The sequence below is a fragment of the Bradyrhizobium sp. AZCC 2262 genome (assembly GCF_036924535.1).
Classification (GTDB): Bacteria; Pseudomonadota; Alphaproteobacteria; order Rhizobiales; family Xanthobacteraceae; genus Bradyrhizobium.
On record NZ_JAZHRT010000001.1, the window covers coordinates 4711052 to 4730387 of the forward strand.

Consider the following 19336-nt stretch of genomic DNA (forward strand, 5'->3'; position numbering starts at 1 on the left):
TTTTACTCGGCAGGAACCGAGGCCTCGCGCAGCCGGATCGAGTAGTTCGACGCGTTCTGCTGGCCGACTGAGGCGGCACGCGCAAACATGATCAGATGATGTCCGATCATCGCCGGACCGATCAGGCCCTCGATATCGCCGCGGCGGAGCCGGCCCAGAGCGAACTTCCAGAACACTTTTTTGTAGTCGCCGAGCACGCCGACTTTCCAGAAGATGTTCCGGAGCATGATCAGGCCGCGCTTGATATTGGCCCAGCTTTTCTGCTCGGGGCTGACCGGCACCTTGATCCGCCGCGAATAGGTGTAGTCGCATTGATGCTGGTAGCGCTCAAACAGCCTTGCCGGCTCGTAGGCGACTTCCATGCATTTACGCCAGGAATCGACGACCTGATCGTAGGGCAGCAGGAACTCGACATTGGAGTCGCGGCCGTCGTCGTCATTGACGAGCCGGCCTTCCTTCTCCAGCCGGTCCCACAGCGGCGTCTTCGGCAGCGCCTGCAGCAGATTGATCGTGAGCAGCGGAATCTGCGACTCCTCGACGAACTGCAGCAGCGCATCGCCGGTTTCCGGCTTGTCGGTGTCGAGCCCCATGATGATGCCGGAGACGACTTCCATACCGTAGGAATTGATGGTCTGGATGCCTTCGAGGATCGGGACCATCATGTTGTGGTCCTTGTGCATCGCCTTCAGCGCGTCGGGATCGGGCGTCTCGATGCCGCAGAACACGGTGACGAAGAACGCCTCGCGCATCTTCTCCAGAATCTCGGGTCGCTTGGCGATGTTCAGCGTCGCCTCGCAGGCGAGCCGCATCACGTAGCCGGTCCGCTTCTGCCACTCGACCAGATGCGGCAACAGATCCAGCGCCGCCTTGCGGTTGCCGATGAAATTGTCGTCGACGAAATACACCGAGCCGGTGACGCCGCATTCGCGTAATTTGTCGAGTTCGGCGATGATCTGCTCCGGCGTCTTCAGGCGCGGGTTACGGCCGTAAAGACCGGGGATGTCGCAGAATTCACACTGATAGGGACAGCCGCTCGAATACTGGATGCTGCCGAGGAAGTATTTCTTCACCTCCGCCAGTTGGTAGGCCGGGATCGGAAACTCGGTCATCGGCACGCGATCGTTGGTCTTCAGCACCACCTGCTGCCCGGGGCGCGACGGGTCGCGCGCCAGCCGCGCGATCAGCTCATTGGTGGCGTCGCCGAGTTCGCCGACATGCAGATAGTCGAACGAGGGATAGTAATCCGGGCACGCGCTCACCGACGGCCCGCCGATCGCTACCGCAAGATCGAGGGCATGAGCGCGTCGGCAGATGTCGTTCATCTGCTGGCGCTGGATGTGCATGCCGCTGACGAACACCGCCTCGGCCCATTCGAAATCTTCCTTGGTGGCGGGACGAATGTTTTCGTCGATGAAACGGACCGGCCAGTTCTCCGGGAGATAGGCCGCGATCAGCAACAGGCCTTGCGGCGGCATGAATGCCTGCACGCCGTCGGTCAGGGGATAGGCGTACTCGAATGTACCGAAAGAAGACGTATAGCGCGGGAAGACGCACAGGATACGCCGTACCGTTCCGATGCCTTCAGCTCTCATCAGACTTCCTCAGACAAAGCTTTCACAAATCTAAGCACGACATTGAAAGCTGGGCCAGAATTTCTTCAAGATTGTGGCGACCTTCGCACGTGCACCAGTCGGTTCTAACCCGCGCAAGGTCCAATGGTTGCATCAAAACCGGCGGTCGGTGGCCCCTTCAGGCGATCAGCCGCGAAGCAAATTCGGGCAGCAGGCCCGCGTCGCCCGCAAGCCGGAAATTGGTATCGGCAAGGCCGGTGCGCAATAGCCAATCGTCGAACTCTGGCGCCCGCTTCAAGCCGAACAGGTCGCGGATATACAGCGCGTCGTGGAACGAGGTCGACTGATAGTTCAGCATGACGTCGTCGGCGCCCGGCACGCCCATGATGAAGGTGACGCCGGCGGCGGCCAACAGCGTCAGCAAATTGTCCATGTCGTCCTGGTCGGCTTCGGCATGGTTGGTGTAGCAGACATCGACACCAAGCGGCAGGCCGAGCAGCTTGCCGCAAAAATGATCCTCCAGGCCGGCGCGGATGATTTCCTTGCCGTCGTAGAGATATTCCGGACCGATGAAGCCGACGACGCTGTTGACGAGCAGCGGATCGAACGCGCGCGCCACCGCATAGGCCCGCGCTTCGCAGGTCTGCTGATCGACATTGTGATGCGCGTTGGCCGACAGCGCTGAGCCCTGCCCGGTCTCAAAATACATCAGATGATCGCCAACCGTGCCGCGGCGAAGCGACAGCCCCGCCTCACGCGCCTCGCGCAACAACGCGAGATTGACGCCAAAACTACGGTTGGCGGCTTCCGTTCCCGCGATCGACTGGAACACCAGATCGACCGGGGCGCCCTGCCCGATCAATCCGAGCGTCGTGGTCACGTGGGTGAGCACGCAGCTTTGCGTCGGGATCTGCAGCCGCGCGATGATGCCGTCGAGCAGCCGCAGCAGCTCTCCGATCACGGCCGGATCGTCGCTGGCGGGATTGATGCCGATGCAGGCATCGCCCGATCCAAGCAGGATGCCGTCGAGGATCGAAGCGGTAATGCCCCTGGCGTTGTCGAAGGGATGATTGGGCTGCAGCCGCACGCTCATCCGTCCCTTCAGGCCGATCGTGTTGCGGAACGCCGAGGTCACGACGCACTTCTTCGCGACCAGGATCAGATCCTGGTTGCGCATCAGCTTCGAGACGCCGGCGGCCATTTCCGGCGTGATGCCGCGCGAGACCTTCGCCAGCGTTTCGCCGGTTGCGGCATCGGACAACAGCCAGTCACGGAAACCGCCGACGGTCAGCGAGGCGATGGGCGCAAACGCCTGCGCCGCATGGCTATCGAGGATCAACCGGGTGACCTCGTCGTCCTCATAAGGGATCACCGCCTCGTTGAGGAATTGCTTGAGCGGCACGTCCGCGAGCGCCATCCGCGCCGCGATCATTTGTTCCGCGCTTTCGGCCGCGACGCCGGCAAGACGGTCGCCGGACCGCGGTGGCGTCGCCTTGGCGAGCAGTTCGCGCAAGTCGCCGAATACGTAGGAGGTGGCGCCGATGACCTGGCGATGGACCATGCTGACTTTCCCCGCGCGCGGGATCCGCTTCGTTGCCTCGGCTACCCTATCATCACACGGGCGGCAGCACGGAAGAGGTTTTTTCAAGTGCGGCCTGGCCGCTCCCGCCAACCGCCGCCGCCTAGTTCAGCGTCGCGTAGTAGCGACCGAAAAAGCTTAGCTCATAAGCGAACGCGCCGAACACGAACAGCGCATGAAACCTGAGATTACGTGTTGTCGCGGCCACCGCGCATAACAGGATGAATATTCCGATCCGCGGCAGATATTCCAGCCCCAGCGATTGCAAATGGCCATCGCCCTTTATCAAGGTGTCGACCACATCGAGCGCTTCTGTCAGGGCCACAAAGCCAAAGAACCAGCGGCGGCGGGAAAGAAAGTAGTCCTGAAAGCCCTGATATTCGTCGAGATCCTGAGGGAAAAGCAGTGCGCTCAGGAAATAGTACATCGACGCGTAAACGCAGACGAAGATGTACAGGGCAAACGTCCAGTGCTGGACGTAGCTCAGGCGAAACTCCCACCACCAGAACGTCACCACGTTCAGAAGCGCCCAGGCGACCCAGCCCAGATGAACAGACCAGACCGGGGTTCGGCCGGGATGCTGGATCAATGCCGCGACGCCGCTGATCAACCGCGTGACGCTGAGCCCGAGGATAATGGCAATCAATACGCGGACGTGAAGGTAGAGATCGGCGTTGGCCGGCAAGGCAGCACTTTGAACCATCAAGTCCCCGCTCTGAGGCATCATCGAACCAGCGCCGCGCCTTCAACAGGCGTCGCGACGATTCCGGCGATGGCCTTATGGATTGCGCGCCTGCCGCCCCGGGCAGGACGAAATCGACACGTTCCGTCCTCGTGCTCGTTGTCTAGCTTGATTCGATCAACAATTGTCTTGCCAACGCCAACTCCGCTTCAGAAGAGGTTCCCGCTTGCAGGCGGCAGGCAGGCGCGGCCCTCGCGCGCCGGCCGCCAGGACAGCGACCTCCAATTGCACCGGCATATCAGGGCCCGTTACAGTCGCGGGCGGCTGCCGAATCTTCCCGGCGAGGCAACTTGCCACAGCGTTGTAATTGTCTGAAATTACTCGATTATTTTGCTTAGTTGCAATTCATGGAATTTCGCGCGTTAAGACAATCTCCATCAAAATTGAGCACACTTGCCTATGCCGAAGGCAATCGCCGGAAACCATTCCGGCGTGCCGTTACGGCCGAATTGTCCAATCCTTAGTTTGTTTTTGGTGGCGCCATGGCATCCCGGTTTTCGCTCGCAGCCAAATTGTACTCGGTCTTCGCGCTGTTCGCGGTGCTGGTCGCCGCCATCACCGCCTTGTCCGACTACAACACGCGCCAGAATGCCGAACTTACCGAAGCGGTCTCGACCGCCAGCCGTGCCGCGCTCAACGTCGAGCGCATCAATTCGCTGGTCTATGCCGTCGTGATGGAATCGCGCGGCGTCTACATGTCGACTGATCCGGCGGTAGTGAAAAAATACGGCGACGGCTTGCTCAAGTTCAACCAACGCATTCTCGAGGTCGTCAAGAACTGGGAGACGCTGGTGCAGGCAGACGACGCCCAGCAGTTCGCCACCTTCAAGAAGCGCATCGAACAGTTTGTCGACTTCCGCAAGGAGCTCGTTCGCCGCGGTGTCGAGATCAATGCGGCAGCAGGCCGCGAATGGGGCGACAATGACGCCAACCGCGAAGTGCGGACGGCGCTGAACAAGGATCTGGAAGCGCTGTCCAAGGTCTATGCCGAACGCAGCAAGCGACTGGCGCAACAGACCGACACCAACCACACCATGGCCTTTGTGCTGACCTGCCTCGGCGTACTCGCGCTCGTCGTGGTCGTGCTGGGCGTGCTGATCATCGCCCGTTCGATCGCCCGCCCGCTCTCGGTCATCACCGCAACCATCAAGCAGGTCGCCGACGGCGCTGAAGGCGTCGAGGTTCCGCACACCGGCCGCACCGACGAAATCGGCGCGCTCGCCCGCGCCATCAAGATCTTCCAGGAGGCGATGGACCGCAACCGCAACCTCAATTCGCAGGTATTGGAGGATTCGAAAGCGCGCGGCGAGCGCACCCGCCATATCGAAGCCTCGGTCGACGCCTTCCGGGAAGCGATCGGCGGCGTGCTGCGCGCCGTCACCGACAATGCGACCTCGATGCGTGGCACCGCCCAGACCATTGCCAGCGTCTCGTCAGATGCCAGCGGGCGCGCGGTGGCTGCCTCCGGCGCGACCGAGCAGGCCTCCAGCAACGTTTCCGCCGTCGCCAGCGCGGCCGAAGAGCTCTCAGCCTCGGTCGAGGAAATCGGCCGCCAGGTGCGCCAGTCGGCCAGCGCCGTCGAGCAGGCGGGCCAGCGCACCGAGAGATCGGTCGCGGAAATCGAAGGGCTTGCAGCCGCGACCCAGCGCATCGACGGCGTGCTCAGCCTGATCCAGGCGATCGCCGAGCAAACCAATCTTCTGGCGCTCAATGCGACGATCGAAGCCGCCCGCGCCGGCGACGCCGGCCGCGGTTTTGCGGTCGTTGCCCACGAGGTCAAGGCGCTGGCCGAGCAGACCGCGAAAGCGACCGCCGAGATCGGCCAGAACGTCGGCTTGATCCAGACGTCGACCAAAACCTCCGTCGAGGCGGTCCGCGAAATCGGCAACGCCGTGCGCGAGATCAACGAGGTGACCTCGATCATCGCCAGCGCGATCGAGCAGCAGGATGCAGCGACCCGCGAAATATCGTCGAACGCGCAATTGGCAGCGCAAGGCAACGGAACGCTGGTCGTCAACATCGGCTCGCTCAGCGACGCCATCGGCACGACGAGCACGGCCGCGGCTTCCGTCCTCACCGCATCCAGCGAACTGACGGCCACCGCCGAGACGCTGTCCCGTGAAGTCGAAAAATTCTTCCGCGATTTGCGCGCGGATTCGTCCGAGCAGGTGCGGAAGACCGGCACGTAAGGCCTGCTCTATTCACCGATGCAGAGCACCCAACCGTAATCCGTCACCCTGAGGAGGCCGCAACGCGGCCGTCTCGAAGGGCGACGGCCACCGGCCGGGCCGCTCATCCTTCGAGGCTCGCTGCGCTCGCGCCTCAGGATGACGGATCACAGTAAGTGCGGCTCAAGTCTTGGACTACTCCACCGGGATCACGTCCACGGCCACGCCAAGCTTCTGCTTGCGCGAGCCGACAATGATGCCGTCGACCGGCGAGACATCGGAGAAGTCGCGCCCGATTGCCAGAATGATGTGATCGTTCTCGATCATGATGTCGTTGGTCGGATCGAACCCGACCCAGCCGAGCTCGGCGCCGCACCAAACTGAAACCCAGGCGTGGGTGGCGTCGGCGCCCTGCAGGCGCGGCTTCCCGGGCGGCGGAATGGTGCGCAAGTATCCGCTGACATAGGCCGCGGGCAGACCCAGCCCGCGCAAACCCGCAATCATCACATGGGCAAAATCCTGGCACACGCCGTGGCGCTTCTCGAACACCTCCCGGAGCGGCGTCGAGATCACCGTGGCCTTCGGGTCGTACCTGAAATTGTTGCGGATGCGGCGCATCAAATCGGCGGCACCTGAAAGAATGCCACCGCCCGGCGGGAAGCTCGCCACGGCATAGGCGGTGACCGGCGCCAGCACCGGCACCAGCGAACTCGCAAAGACATAGCCGACCGGCGAAACGGGGCCCAGACTGGTGGCCTCGAACGCCACGTCGCGGATATCATCCCATGACGGGCTCGGCGCAGCCCGGTCGAGCGCCTTGCGCGACACCGAAACGCGCGAGCGGGAATCGATCCGCAAATTGCGATGCGCGGTTTCGATCAGGATGCTCTCGGTATGGGTGCCGAAGAAATCGCGCCGCACGGCGCGGTCCGCAGGCCGCGGCCGGATCTCGACCGAGTGGGAAATCAATTGCTGCCCGTCGCCGGACTTCGGCTCCAGCCGCAGCGAGCACCGCGCAAAACTCACCGGGCTTTCGTAACTATATGTCGTGACGTGACGGATGTCGTAGATCACGCGAGGCCCGTCAGCTTCTCCGGCCGGCTCGCATTGGGTCCGTGCGGGAAGTAATGCAGGCCGATGGCATCGGCCAGATTGAGCAGGTCCTGCTCCATCGCGAACAGGGTTTTGACGTCAAGCGCCGCGGCCTCCGCCGTCGCCAGCGTGGCCTGCAAGGCGACAGCAAGACGCTGCGGCCGCTCGATCAAACCGTGCTCCTTCAGGGTCGGCAGCGCGGCGATGTGATCGTTCAGCGTCGTCACCTGAAACGCGACCGAGCGCGGATTATAGGGATCGAGCACCGCGAGATCGCGCACCGGCGCCAGCGCCGGGCCAACCAGATAGCGCGAACGATAGGTGATCTGGCAATCCACCAGCGTCAGCAGAACGTCGAGGTCATCCTCGCCCGCTTCGTCATAGGCGAACTGCCGCGCGAACCGCACGGTGTTGATGGCGCGCTCGGCGCGGCGGCCCATCTCGAGAAAGCGCCAGCCGGCGGCCCGGTTCATGTTCTCCTGCGCCAGGCCGGCAAGGCTCGCCAGTTCCTGCAGCGTCAATTCGGCGGCGCTGACGATGCTATCGTCGTCGTCGACCTGCAGAGCGAGGCGGTCTACCATCTCGGTGATGATCTGCCAGGCATCCGGCGAAAGCCGCTCACGCAACGAGGTCGCGGTCCGTTGGGCGGACCGGACCAGCGACAGCGCCGAGCCGAATTTCTCCTCGCTTTGCAGCGCCTCGGCGATCACCCGCGCCGGATTCGTCCGCGTCGCCTGCGAGGTGGCGCCCCAGGTCACGAGAATTCGCTGGATGCGCTCGACCGAATGCAGCGCGGTGGAAACCCCCGTCGAAGTCCCGGTCGAAGTCCCCTTGGCCGGGTCGCGCGTCGACGTTCCGAGCGCACGGATCAGCCGCAGCGTCGCCTCGGCGCGCTCGAGGTAGCGGCCGAGCCAGAACAGGTTATCCGCGGCGCGGCTGGGCACCACCCCGGCGATCCGCCTGATCCGCACGGCGTCAGCCCCCGGCAGCAGCGTCGCCGATGATACCGCCTTGTCGGACACCACCCAGACGTCCGCCGAGCGCGCGCCATCGCCCATCGACACCGCACGGGCATCCGCCTGTTCGGCGATCCGGCAAAAGCCGCCGGGCAGGATGGTCCAGCCATTCGGCGTTGCTGCGGCGAACACCCGAAGCACGAACGGGCGCGGCGTGATCTGGCCCTGCTCCCACACCGGCGTCGTCGACAGCCGCACCATTTCCTGGCCGACATAATCGATACCGCGATCGGTGATCGCGCTTCTCAACCGGTCGCGCTCGGCGGGCGCCAGCTCCGCGGCGAGCACCGGCCCGTGGCTGGAAAAGCCGGGAACAGCCCGGCCGTAGGCGCCCTCGATCGCAAAATCCTCCAGCCGCGACAGCACTTCCTCGCGCGCGGCTTTCTGGCCGCACCACCATGTCGCGATGTGCGGCATGATCAGATTCTCGCTGAGCAGCCGCCGGCACAGGCTCGGCAGGAACCCGAGCAGCGCCCTCGCCTCCAATACGCCGGAGCCCGGCATGTTGGCGACGACGACGCCGTTCTTGCGCAGCACGTCGATCAGGCCGGGCACGCCGAGATGCGACGACGCATCGAGTTCGAGCGGATCGAGAAAATTGGAATCGACCCGGCGCAGCAGCACGTCGAGCCGTTTCAACCCGGCGACGGTGCGGATGTAGATGCGGTCGCCGCTGACGGCGAGATCGTCGCCCTCGACCAGCAGAAAGCCGAGATAGCGCGCCAGGGTGGCGTGTTCGAAATAGGTTTCACTGAAGGCGCCCGGCGTCAGCAGCCCGATCCGCGGCTCGTCGCGGTCGGCACTGGCGCGCAGTGAATCGCGGAACGCCTCGAAGAACGGCGCGACACGCTCGACATTCATCGACTTGTAGAGACTGGAAAAGGCGCGCGACAGCACCAGGCGGTTTTCCAGCGCGTAGCCGGCACCCGATGGCGCCTGGGTGCGATCATTAAGCACCCACCAGCGGCCGTCGGGACCGCGGCCGACATCGGCCGCATAGAAATGCAAATAGCGGTTGCCCGGCGGTTTGACGCCGCAAACTGCGCGCAGATATTCGCTGCTGCCGGCAATCGCGGCCGCGGGCACCGCGCCATCGGCGACCAGCCGGCCCTCGCCATAGAGATCGCGCAGCACCATTTCGAACAATTGGGCGCGTTGCGCGATGCCCGTGGTCAGTTGCTGCCAGTCGGCCTCGTCGATGATCAGCGGCAGATGGCTGAGCGGCCACAGCCGGTCGGCGGTCTCGCCGGGTGCGCGATAGGTTACGCCGGCCTCGCGCAAATGGCGGTCGGCGGAGGCAAAGCGGCGCTCGATATCGGCAGGCGAAAGTGCGGCGAAGGCATCGAAAAAACGGCTCCACGCCGCGCGGGGCGCGCCGTCCTGACCGATATATTCGTCGGGAATGCCGGGCAGCCGCGCATAGTCGCGCGTCCATTGCGCGATCCGGCGCTGGCCTGGACGGGCCTTGATTTCCTGACTGCTGCCTTGACTGCTGCCTTGGCCTGACATTCCGATTCCCCGAGACCGTCGCTCCCGATTAGATCAGGAGCGGCGTCCTCAAGTCGAGCGTCAAAGGGAATTCAATTGTGCGTTCCTCGGGCGGCGGCTCGATCCTGCCCGGGGTATGGCCGTGGTCCTGAAACCGGGCCAGCCGGCGGGCTTCCGCCTCATAGGAATTGACCGGCTTGGTATCGTAGCTGCGCCCGCCGGGATGGGCGACGTGGTAGACGCAGCCGCCGAGCGAGCGACCGTTCCAGGTATCAATCAAGTCAAATGTAAGGGGAGCGTGGACCGGGATGGTCGGGTGCAATCCCGAAGCCGGCTGCCACGCCTTGAAGCGGACCGCGGCGACCGCCTCGCCGGAGCGGCCGGTCGGCGTCATCGGCATCCGCCTGCCATTGCAGGTGACGACGTGACGGCCTTCGACGAAGCCGGTCGCCTTGACCTGCAGGCGCTCCACCGAACTATCGACATAGCGCACGGTGCCGCCTGCAGATCCCTCCTCGCCAAGCACATGCCAGGGCTCCAGCGCCTGCCGCAATTCGAGCGCGACGCCGCCATGATGGACGCGGCCGAACACCGGAAAACGAAACTCGAGCTGTGCCGAATACCATTCCGGCGAGAATTCGTAGCCGGACTGCTTGAGCTCATCGAGCACGCCGAGAAAATCCTCCCAGAGGAAATGCGGCAGCATGAAGCGATCGTGCAGCGCCGTGCCCCAGCGCACGAACTTGCCCTGCTGCGGTTCGAGCCAGAGCTTTGCGATCAGCGCGCGGATCAGCAATTGCTGCGCCAGCGACATCCTGGGATCGGGCGGCATTTCGAGCGCCCGGAATTCGACCAGCCCGAGGCGGCCGGTCGGGCCGTCGGGCGAATAGAGCTTGTCGATGCAGATTTCGGCGCGATGGGTATTGCCGGTTATGTCGACCAGGATATGCCGGAACAGGCGGTCGACCAGCCATAGCGGGGCCTCGACACCAGGCGGCGGCACATGCGAGAGCGCGATTTCCAGTTCATAGAGCCCGTCGTGCCGCGCCTCGTCGATGCGCGGAGCCTGGCTGGTCGGGCCGATGAACATGCCGGAGAACAGGTAGGACAACGACGGATGCCGCTGCCAGTACAGAACGAGGCTCTTCAGCAGATCGGGGCGGCGCAGGAACGGCGAATCCTGCGGCGTGCCGCCACCGACCACGACATGATTGCCGCCGCCGGTGCCGGTGTGGCGGCCGTCGACCAGAAAACGGTTGGCGCCGAGCCGGACTTTGGCGGCGTCTTCATACAAGCCAAAGGTGATGTCGACCGCCTCGCGCCAGTTTTGCGCCGGCTGAACGTTGATTTCGATGACGCCGGGATCGGGCGTCACCTTGATGACTTCGACACGTGGATCGTAGGGCGGCCCATAGCCCTCGACATGGACCGGGATCTGCATCTCCTCGGCGGTCGCCTCCACCGCCGCGATCAGTTCGAGATAATCCTCCAGCTTCTCCACCGGCGGCATGAACGCGCACAAGACATCGTCACGAACCTCAACTGAGGTCGCCGTGCGAACCGGCTTCGGTTTTGGTTTGGGCTTCTGCGCCGGCTTCGCCGGCACGCCGGCTGCTACAGCGTCCTTGTCTTCGGCCGCGAGTTCGAGCCGCGGCTCCATCGGATCCTGCTCGACGACATACGGGTATTCTTCCGGCGGGACATGCGGCAGCGATGCCATCGGCAGCCGCAGCCCGAGCGGGGAATCGCCGGGTATCAGGAACAGGTGACTGCGCCGAAGCTGCCATCGCTCGCTCATCCAGCCCTTCATCGATCCCTTGGCATCGACGCCCGCGTACTGGACCGGCAACACGAACCCCTTGGGCTTGTTCAGCCCTTCATCGAACACCCGCGCCATGCGCGAGCGCTCTTCCGGATCGGCGAGCTTGGAGTCGCCGGGATCAACGTTGACGGGCAGCGCGGTTTCCTTCTGCAGCCAATGCACGGGGTCCTCATAAGCCGGCATTACGTATTCGGCAGCAAGACCAAGCCGCCTTGCGATGCCTTCCGTCAGCTTTTGAGCGTCCGCGATACCGGCCTTGCGCGGGTCGTCGATACCAGCGATCAGATCGGCATTCTTCCAGATCGGCACGCCGTCCTTGCGCCAATACAGGCCGAAGGCCCAGCGCGGCAGGCTTTCGCCCGGATACCACTTGCCCTGCCCGTAATGCAGCAATCCACCCGGCGCAAAGCGCGCGTGCAGCTTGCGGATCAGATCGTCGGCCAGTGCCTGCTTGGTCGGGCCGACGGCGGCGATATTCCATTCCGGCGATTCCAGATCGTCGATGGAGACGAAGGTCGGCTCGCCGCCCATGGTCAGCCGCACGTCATCCGCTTTGAGATCGGCATCGACCTGTTCACCGAGCGCATCGAGACGCGCCCAGGATTCATCTGAAAACGGCCGCGTGATCCGTGGCGCCTCGCGGATGCGCTTGACGCTCATCTCGAAACCGAATTCGACATTGGCAAAGCCGGCGGTGCCCGAGATCGGCGCCGCCGAGCGATAATGCGGCGTGGCGGCGACGGGGATGTGGCCCTCGCCCGTCAGCATGCCGGAGGTGACGTCGAACCCGATCCAGCCGGCGCCGGGCAGATAGACTTCGGCCCAGGCGTGCAGGTCGGTAAAATCGCTTTCGACCTCGCGCGGGCCTTCGATCGGATCGATATCGGGCCGCAATTGCATGAGATAGCCGGACACAAAGCGCGCCGCGAGGCCGAGGTGGCGGAAGATATGGATCAACAGCCATGCCGAGTCGCGGCACGACCCGGAGCCAGAAGCCAGCGTCTCTTCCGGCGTCTGAATGCCCGGCTCCATCCGGATGACATAGCTGATCTTTTTCTGCAGCTGCGCGTTGAGTTCGACCAGGAAATTGACGGTGCTGTCGGCCTCGCGCGGAATCTCTTTCAAGTACGCCGCAAACAGCGGCCCCTGCTCTGACGTGGCGAGATACGGCGCAAGCTCGGTCTTCAGATCGTTGGTGTATTGAAACGGAAAAGCGGTGGCGTAACCCTCGACAAAGAAGTCGAAGGGATTGACGACCGTCATCTGCGCGGTGAAGTCGACTTCGATCTTCAGCTCAGACGCCTTCTCCGGAAACACGAATCGCGCCAGCCAGTTGCCTTGTGGATCCTGCTGCCAGTTCACGAAATGATTTGTCGGCGTGACCTTGAGCGAATAGCTCAGGATCGGCGTGCGCGTATGCGGCGCCGGGCGCAGGCGAACGGTTTGCGGGCCGAGATCGATCGGTCGGTCGTATTTGTAGTGCGTGACGTGATGCAGTGCGACGTAGATCGACACGGACCGGAGACTCCAGCGGCTTTTTTAAGCAGAACACCGGTTCCGGGTCGGATCAAGCACTAACAACGGGCAGCGGTTGCCCAGACGACAGGCGGAAAACCGCGTTTTACCTTGCTCATCCCTTCAACCCGTGATTGATTTCCCCTGCGTGTACTGCCGGTGCAGGGAGTATCGTCATGAGCGTTCTGGTCAGCCTCAAGCCGGAGATCTATCGCGACGACGCGCTGAATGGTTTCACGGCCACCCAGCAATTCACTCCCGGAAACGCGCGAGCCATGATGTGGTTGTCACAGCTGGCTTACGAGACCGACATTGAACGCAACGTTGACGACGTCCTGGCGAAATTCCAGTTGAAGAAGCGTCTGCTCGGCAGCAATGGCCCCATCACAGGCTTGCTGCAGCGAAAGGCCAGTTTCATCGTCGCTGCCGGGCACGGCGCGACCTTTGTCATGTTTGCCGGTACCGATCCTCTGAAGATCGGGGATTGGTTCGCGGATTTCAAGCTCGCGCTTGTGCCCAATGTTCTTCACGAGGGATTCGCCGAGGCTGTCGACTCCGTCATGCATGACATCCAATCTGTTATCGCAAACCGCAGCGCCGACGAACAAACACTCTTCTTTACCGGGCACAGCATGGGCGGCGCGCTGGCAAATATCGCAGCGTTGCGCGCGCTGGAGGCAGATGTCCAAGCGACCGCCGTTTACACGTTCGGCGGACCGCGAGCCGGCGGTCAGGACTTCTTCGACAGATACACGCCGAAACTCGGCGACCGCACGTTCCGGCTTGTCCGTGGTCACGATATCGTCCCGACCGTCCCGCCGAGCCTCTTGGGCGACTTCCGCCACGTCGGACGAATACTGCATTGTCCGCACGGCTTGACCTTCCAAGGAAGCCCATCGCCGTCGAACGCCGGCAACGATCCCCACCCCATCCTGACCGTCTTGAGGGCATTTCCGGATTTCGATTTCGGCCTGCCCGACATTCAAGAACTGGAGAAGATAGATCCTCGCACCTTCGACGAAATCGAGGCGATCCCGGATCTGGTGAGCGACCATGTCCCGGCGAGCTATTTCCACGCGTTGTCGATAACGCTTTAGATAGCGCCACTCACATCGTAGCCCCAAGCACCCACGGCGCGAATTCCGCGCCGCCGAAGTCAAAGTTCTCGCTCTTGGTCGGCTGGCCCGATGCCGTTTTCAGCATCAGCTCGAAGATACGCTGGCCGCATTGCTGCACGGTTTCCTCGCCGTCGAGGATGGTGCCGCAATTGACGTCCATGTCGTCTTCCATGCGCTTGTACATCAGCGTGTTGGTGGCAAGCTTGATCGAGGGCGCGGGCTTGCAGCCGAATACGCTGCCGCGTCCCGTCGTGAAGCAGACCATGTTGGCGCCGCCGGCCACCTGCCCGGTCGCCGCGACCGGATCGTAGCCGGGCGTGTCCATGAAGACAAAACCCTTCTTGGTGATGGGTTCGGCGTAATTGAGCACGTCGACCAGATTGGTGCTGCCGGCCTTGGCCATTGCGCCCAATGACTTCTCAAGAATCGTGGTGAGGCCGCCGGCCTTGTTGCCGGGGCTCGGGTTGGCGTTCATCTCGGCGCCTTCGCGTTTGGTGTACTCCTCCCACCAGCGCATCAGGCCGACGAGCTTTTCGCCGACTTCGCGGCTAACCGCGCGGCGCGTCAGAAGGTGCTCGGCGCCATAGGTCTCCGGCGTTTCGGAGAGGATCACGGTGCCGCCGTGGGCAACCAGGAGATCGCTCGCCGCGCCGAGCGCCGGGTTCGCGGACACGCCGGAGTAACCATCGGAGCCGCCGCACTGCAGCGCCACCGTCAATTCGCTGGCCGGCACCGGTTCGCGCTTCACTTTATTGGCGTCCGTCAGCGCCTCCTTCACGAAGGCGATGCCGGCTTCCACCGTCTTGCGGGTGCCGCCGACTTCCTGGATGTCCATCGCGCGCAGGCGGCCGGCGAGCTTCTGCTCCTGCATCAGGCCGCCGATCTGGTTGACCTCGCAGCCGAGACCCAGCACGATCACGGCAGAGAAATTCACATGCCGCGCGTAGCCGCCGAGCGTTCGCCGCAAGAGCGCCAGCGGCTCGTCCTGCGTCATGCCGCAGCCGGTCTTGTGGGTCAGCGCCACCACGCCGTCGACATTCGGAAAATCGGCCAGCGGATTATCGCCGGTAAATGGATTCTTCTTGAACATGTCGGCGACGATGCCGGCGACATGGGCGCTGCAATTCACCGAAGTGAGGATGCCGATATAGTTGCGCGTCGCCACCCGGCCGTCGGCACGGCGGATACCGTCGAAGGTCGCGGGCAGATCGAAGTTGGGCACCGGCTTGACGTCGACGCCATAGGCATAGTCCTTGGCGAAATCGCCCATGCCGCAGTTTTGCGTGTGAACATGCTGGCCCGGCGCAATCGGCGCGGTGGCAAAGCCGATGATCTGGCCGTAGCGGCGTACCGGTTCGCCTACGGCAATCGGCTTGATCGCTACCTTGTGCCCCGCCGGAATCCGCTCGGCTGTCGTGACCCCATCGGCCACCACCATGCCGGGCGGCAGGCTTGAGCGCGCGATCAGCACGCCGTCGTCAGGGTGCAGGCGGATCACCGGTGCCGGGGTCATTTGGGTACCTCCTCAGGGTTGGCGAGCGGCGAGTGGCGGATTGAACGATCCCCTACTCGCCACTCCCTATTCGCGTATCGCTTCTTACGCCTTGCCGGCCGAATCCTTCCGGGTCTGGTTAACCTGCATCCTGGCGTAGGTCGACATCAGCCCGACTTCGTTCGACAGCGTCACTAGCTTGAAGCCCATGTTGATGGCGCGGACCGCGCCCTCGGCGCCGGAGCAGTGGATGCCGGGATTGAGGCCGCGCTTGCCGCATTCCTTGATGATTTTCTCGTAGATCTTGAGGATCTCCGGCTCGTCGCGGTCGAGCTTCGGCACCAGGCCGTAGGAGAAGCCGAGATCGGACGGGCCGATATAGACGCCGTCGATGCCCTCGACGTCGAGAATCGCTTCCATGTTCTCGACCGCGGTCTTGGTCTCCATCATCGGCAGCAGCACGATCTCGTCATTCGCGGTCTTCTGATAGGAACCAGCGGTACCGTACAGACCGGCGCGGATCGGGCCGTTGGAGCGTGTGCCCTTCGGCGGATACTTGGCGAACTGAACCAGATCCTTCGCTTCCTGCGGGGTGTTGATCATCGGGCAGATCACGCCATAGGCGCCGCCGTCGAGCACCTTGCCGATGATGCCGGGCTCGTTCCAGGGCACGCGGACCATGGGGGTGACCGGGTGGCCGTTCATCGCCTGAAAGCATTGCACCATCGAGAGGTAATCCTGCACGCCGTGCTGCATGTCGACGGTGACGCTGTCGAAGCCGCATTGTGCGATCACTTCGGCCGAGAAGCCGGACGGAATCGCGAGCCACGCGTTCACTACGGCCTTACCGGAGGCCCATACTTTCTTGACGTTGTTGGTTGCCATTGATCGCTTTCCCTTTGTGATCGTTACGATTGTTGGAGTTTACGGAGTTTGATTAGCTGGCGGCGCGCTGGATGCTGGCCTCGCTGACGCCGACCTCGCGGGCGGTGTTGACGATCGCAGCCCAGGTGTCGTCGGGCAGTGGTACGCCGTTTTTGGTGCGCTCGGCGCGCATCTTGCGTTCGGGGTCTCCGGGGACCAGCACGCTCTCGACGCCGGTGATCGGCTTGGTCTCCCGGATGAAGTCGGTGTAGCGCGAGATTTCGTCGTCGAAATAGTTGCTGGTGTCGATCACCTTGGGATCGACATAGAAGGCGAGCATGCCGTTGGCGAACTGGCGGCCGCCCGAGGTGGCGCCGGTGCCGGTCAGCGCGCCGCCGAGCAGCTCGCAGATGAAGGCAAGCCCCGAGCCCTTGTGCTCGCCGAACGCGCGGATCGCCCCCGTCCCCTTGGTATGGTCGCGCGGCCCGTCCGGCGTGTAGGGACCGTAGAGCACGGACGGCTCCTCGCTCAGCGTGCCGTCGGCATCGACCAACGCGCCGGTCGGCAGCTTCTTGCCGCCACGGCTCGCCACCAGCACCTTGCCTTCGGCGACGATCGAGGTGGCAAAATCGAGCACAATCGGATCCTGCCCCTGGCGCGGAATGCCGACGCAATAGGGCGCGGTCGAGAGCCGCTTCTGCACGCCGCCGAACGGCGCCACCAATAGCGAGCCCGCGGCGTTGACGAAGTGGACCGACACCAGCCCTTCGGCAGCGGCCATCTCGGCCCAGTCGCCGACACGGCCGACGTGCCCGGCATTGCGTAGCGCGATTGCAGCAAGCCCTGCCTTCTTGCACTTCTCGATGCCGGTCCGCACCGCGAATGGCGTCACGGTCTGGCCATAGCCGAACTTGCCATCGACCACGGCGAGCGACGGTGTATCGACGACAATCTCGGGGGTCTGGTTGGGAACGACGTTGCCCGTCTTCTTCCAGCGGATATAGACCGGAACCCGGATCACGCCGTGGCTGTCATGGCCGGTAAGATTGGCGGTCGTCAGATAGGTCGCGATGCGCCGGGCTTCCTCGGGCGTGGATTCCGAATGGGAAAAAACCTCAGCGACGAAATCGATCAGATTGTTGACTTGTATGGTGACCATATCCGGATTTCAGCCTGTCCTTGCATCGGGGAAGCCTTGCATATCAGCGGCGAATCCCGAGAACTCCCACACCGGTTTTGATGACCGGCTTGACGGGCACTTTGAGCGAAAAATCGCGCGCGTGTCTACCGCCTCAGTCGCATTAGCCAAATGATTGCAATCATTTGCCCGCCCGCTATGCATCGGGCCGGTAGCATCATGCAAATTTGTGCTTACTCGTCGGGCTCGGCGTCGCCATCACCGGCCACTTCCATCGCGGCAAGGCCGCGTTCGAGTTCGCCCAGCATGTCCTGCAACTCGGCTAGCTTGCGCGCACCATAGCGACTGGTGATCTCGGCATAGATCGCTTCCGATGTCGGCGCGACCGCCTCGATCAGCTTCAACCCCTTGGACGAGATCGACACCTCGCCGCGGCGCAGATCGGCCTTGGCGATCCGCCGCTCGATCAGGTCGCGCGCTTCGAGGTCACGCAGGATTCGCGACAGGCTCGGCCCCAGCAAAAAGGCGACGCGCGCCAGCTCTGTCACCTCGATGGTGTCCACGGCCGTCAGCGCGCGCAGGATCCGCCACTGCTGCTCGGTCAGCCCATGATTGCGCAAGGAGGGACGGAACTGGCGCATGACCGCTTCACGGGCGCGCAGCAGCGACATCGGCAGCGACCGGGAGAATTCACGCATCGGTGCGCGGCGGGCCTCAGTCGTTTCCTCCTGGTCCGAACGCGATCCGTTCGGCGATTTCTTGCCTGCCATCTTCAGTGGTCCGCCATCAGGAATCGTCGATTGCGCAAAGGATAAAGTTTTGCGGCGCAACAAGCACCAAATCAGTTTGCGCCGGATAACTTAACATGTTAAACAAATTTCAGCACCCGCTTTTTATGCATGCCGGACGCCCATGGCCCTTTCCAGAGACGACATCCGAAGCGCCGCCGAACGGCTCGATCAAGCCGAAAAGACCCGCACGCAGATCCGGCAGCTTTCGCTCGAACACCCCGGCATAACGATTGAAGATGCCTACGCCATTCAGAAAGCCTGGGTCGAGATGAAAGTAGCAGGGGGGCGTGTCGTCAAAGGCCACAAGATCGGCCTGACCTCGAAGGCGATGCAGAGCGCGCTCAACATCGACGAGCCCGACTCCGGCATCCTGCTCGACGACATGTTTTTTGCCGATGGCGGGCTGGTGCCGTCGGACCGTTTCATCGCGACCCGCATCGAGGCCGAGCTCGCCTTCGTGATGAAGTCGCGGCTTTCGGGGCCTGATTGCACGATGTTCGACGTGCTCAACGCCACCGATTTTGTGGTGCCCGCGCTGGAGGGAGATTCTGGATACCCGGGTCGAGCGAGTCGATCCGCAAACCAAGGCAACCCGCAAGATCTTCGACACCATCGCTGACAATGCCGCCAATGCCGGTATCGTCCTCGGCGGCCGCCCGATCCGGCCGATGGACGCCGACCTGCGCTGGATCGGCGCGCTGTGTTTCCGCAACAGCCAGCTCGAGGAGACCGGGCTTGCAGCCGGCGTTCTCAACCATCCGGCGACGTCAGTGGCCTGGCTTGCCAACAAGATCGCGCCGAACGGGCTGGCACTGGAAGCCGGACAAGTGGTGCTGGCGGGATCGTTCATCCGCCCGATCGAAACCCGCAAGGGCGACACGATCCAGGCCGACTACGGACCTTACGGTTCCGTGAGCTGCTATTTCGCCTGATGCGTTAG

Annotated in this window: 12 protein-coding genes and 1 pseudogene; 3 read left to right on the forward strand and 10 right to left on the reverse strand. The window is 63.3% G+C overall.

Translation table 11 applies throughout. The features are described 5' to 3' along the window. Positions 1–2: 2 nt before the first annotated feature. The 3 genes from V1283_RS22445 to V1283_RS22455 form a co-directional block, all read right to left on the reverse strand. Entirely contained in the window at positions 3–1592 is a 1590-nt protein-coding gene (locus V1283_RS22445; protein ID WP_334388633.1) for a B12-binding domain-containing radical SAM protein, read from the reverse strand. Positions 1593–1749: 157 nt separating this feature from the next. Next, positions 1750–3132, reverse strand: coding sequence for an ethanolamine ammonia-lyase subunit EutB (locus V1283_RS22450; RefSeq protein ID WP_334388634.1), 1383 nt, complete (start codon positions 3130–3132; stop codon positions 1750–1752). Positions 3133–3253: 121 nt separating this feature from the next. Further along, positions 3254–3835: a hypothetical protein gene (locus V1283_RS22455; protein WP_334388636.1), complete on the reverse strand. Its 582-nt coding sequence runs from the start codon at positions 3833–3835 to the stop codon at positions 3254–3256. Positions 3836–4374: 539 nt separating this feature from the next. Here V1283_RS22455 and V1283_RS22460 point away from each other — a divergent pair. After that, entirely contained in the window at positions 4375–6081 is a 1707-nt protein-coding gene (locus V1283_RS22460; protein ID WP_334388637.1) for a methyl-accepting chemotaxis protein, read from the forward strand. 174 nt (positions 6082–6255) lie between these two features. On the opposite strand, the gene V1283_RS22465 is transcribed toward V1283_RS22460, so the two are convergent. Genes V1283_RS22465 through V1283_RS22475 form a run of 3 tightly spaced genes read right to left on the reverse strand, consistent with a single transcriptional unit; the run spans position 6256 to position 12993 of the window. Beyond that, positions 6256–7134, reverse strand: coding sequence for a transglutaminase family protein (locus V1283_RS22465; RefSeq protein WP_334388638.1), 879 nt, complete (start codon positions 7132–7134; stop codon positions 6256–6258). Beyond that, on the reverse strand, positions 7131–9677 hold the full coding sequence (locus V1283_RS22470) for a circularly permuted type 2 ATP-grasp protein (RefSeq protein ID WP_334388640.1): 2547 nt from the start codon (positions 9675–9677) through the stop codon (positions 7131–7133). Before V1283_RS22470 ends, V1283_RS22465 begins: the two co-directional genes overlap by 4 nt. A 28-nt stretch (positions 9678–9705) precedes the next feature. Next, the gene (locus V1283_RS22475; RefSeq protein WP_334388641.1) at positions 9706–12993 is read right to left on the reverse strand and encodes a transglutaminase family protein; all 3288 of its coding nucleotides are present in this window, start codon (positions 12991–12993) and stop codon (positions 9706–9708) included. A 176-nt stretch (positions 12994–13169) separates the two neighbouring features. On the opposite strand from V1283_RS22475, the gene V1283_RS22480 reads away from it, so the two are divergent. Continuing rightward, a complete protein-coding gene (locus V1283_RS22480; RefSeq protein WP_334388642.1) occupies positions 13170–14090 on the forward strand; it encodes a lipase family protein in 921 nt (306 codons plus the stop codon). A gap of 10 nt (positions 14091–14100) precedes the next feature. Here the strand turns inward: V1283_RS22480 and V1283_RS22485 are convergent, their stop codons facing one another. From V1283_RS22485 to hpaR, 4 genes are all read right to left on the reverse strand, one after another. Continuing rightward, positions 14101–15624: a UxaA family hydrolase gene (locus V1283_RS22485; RefSeq protein ID WP_334388643.1), complete on the reverse strand. Its 1524-nt coding sequence runs from the start codon at positions 15622–15624 to the stop codon at positions 14101–14103. Positions 15625–15708: 84 nt separating this feature from the next. Beyond that, positions 15709–16488: an HpcH/HpaI aldolase family protein gene (locus tag V1283_RS22490; protein WP_334388644.1), complete on the reverse strand. Its 780-nt coding sequence runs from the start codon at positions 16486–16488 to the stop codon at positions 15709–15711. Positions 16489–16540: 52 nt separating this feature from the next. Next, positions 16541–17626, reverse strand: coding sequence for a malate/lactate/ureidoglycolate dehydrogenase (locus V1283_RS22495; RefSeq protein ID WP_334388645.1), 1086 nt, complete (start codon positions 17624–17626; stop codon positions 16541–16543). 212 nt (positions 17627–17838) lie between these two features. After that, on the reverse strand, positions 17839–18375 hold the full coding sequence (gene hpaR, locus V1283_RS22500; protein ID WP_334388647.1) for a homoprotocatechuate degradation operon regulator HpaR: 537 nt from the start codon (positions 18373–18375) through the stop codon (positions 17839–17841). 142 nt (positions 18376–18517) lie between these two features. Here hpaR and hpaH point away from each other — a divergent pair. Then, a pseudogene (gene hpaH / locus V1283_RS22505) lies at positions 18518–19328 on the forward strand (2-oxo-hept-4-ene-1,7-dioate hydratase). Positions 19329–19336: the final 8 nt, after the last annotated feature.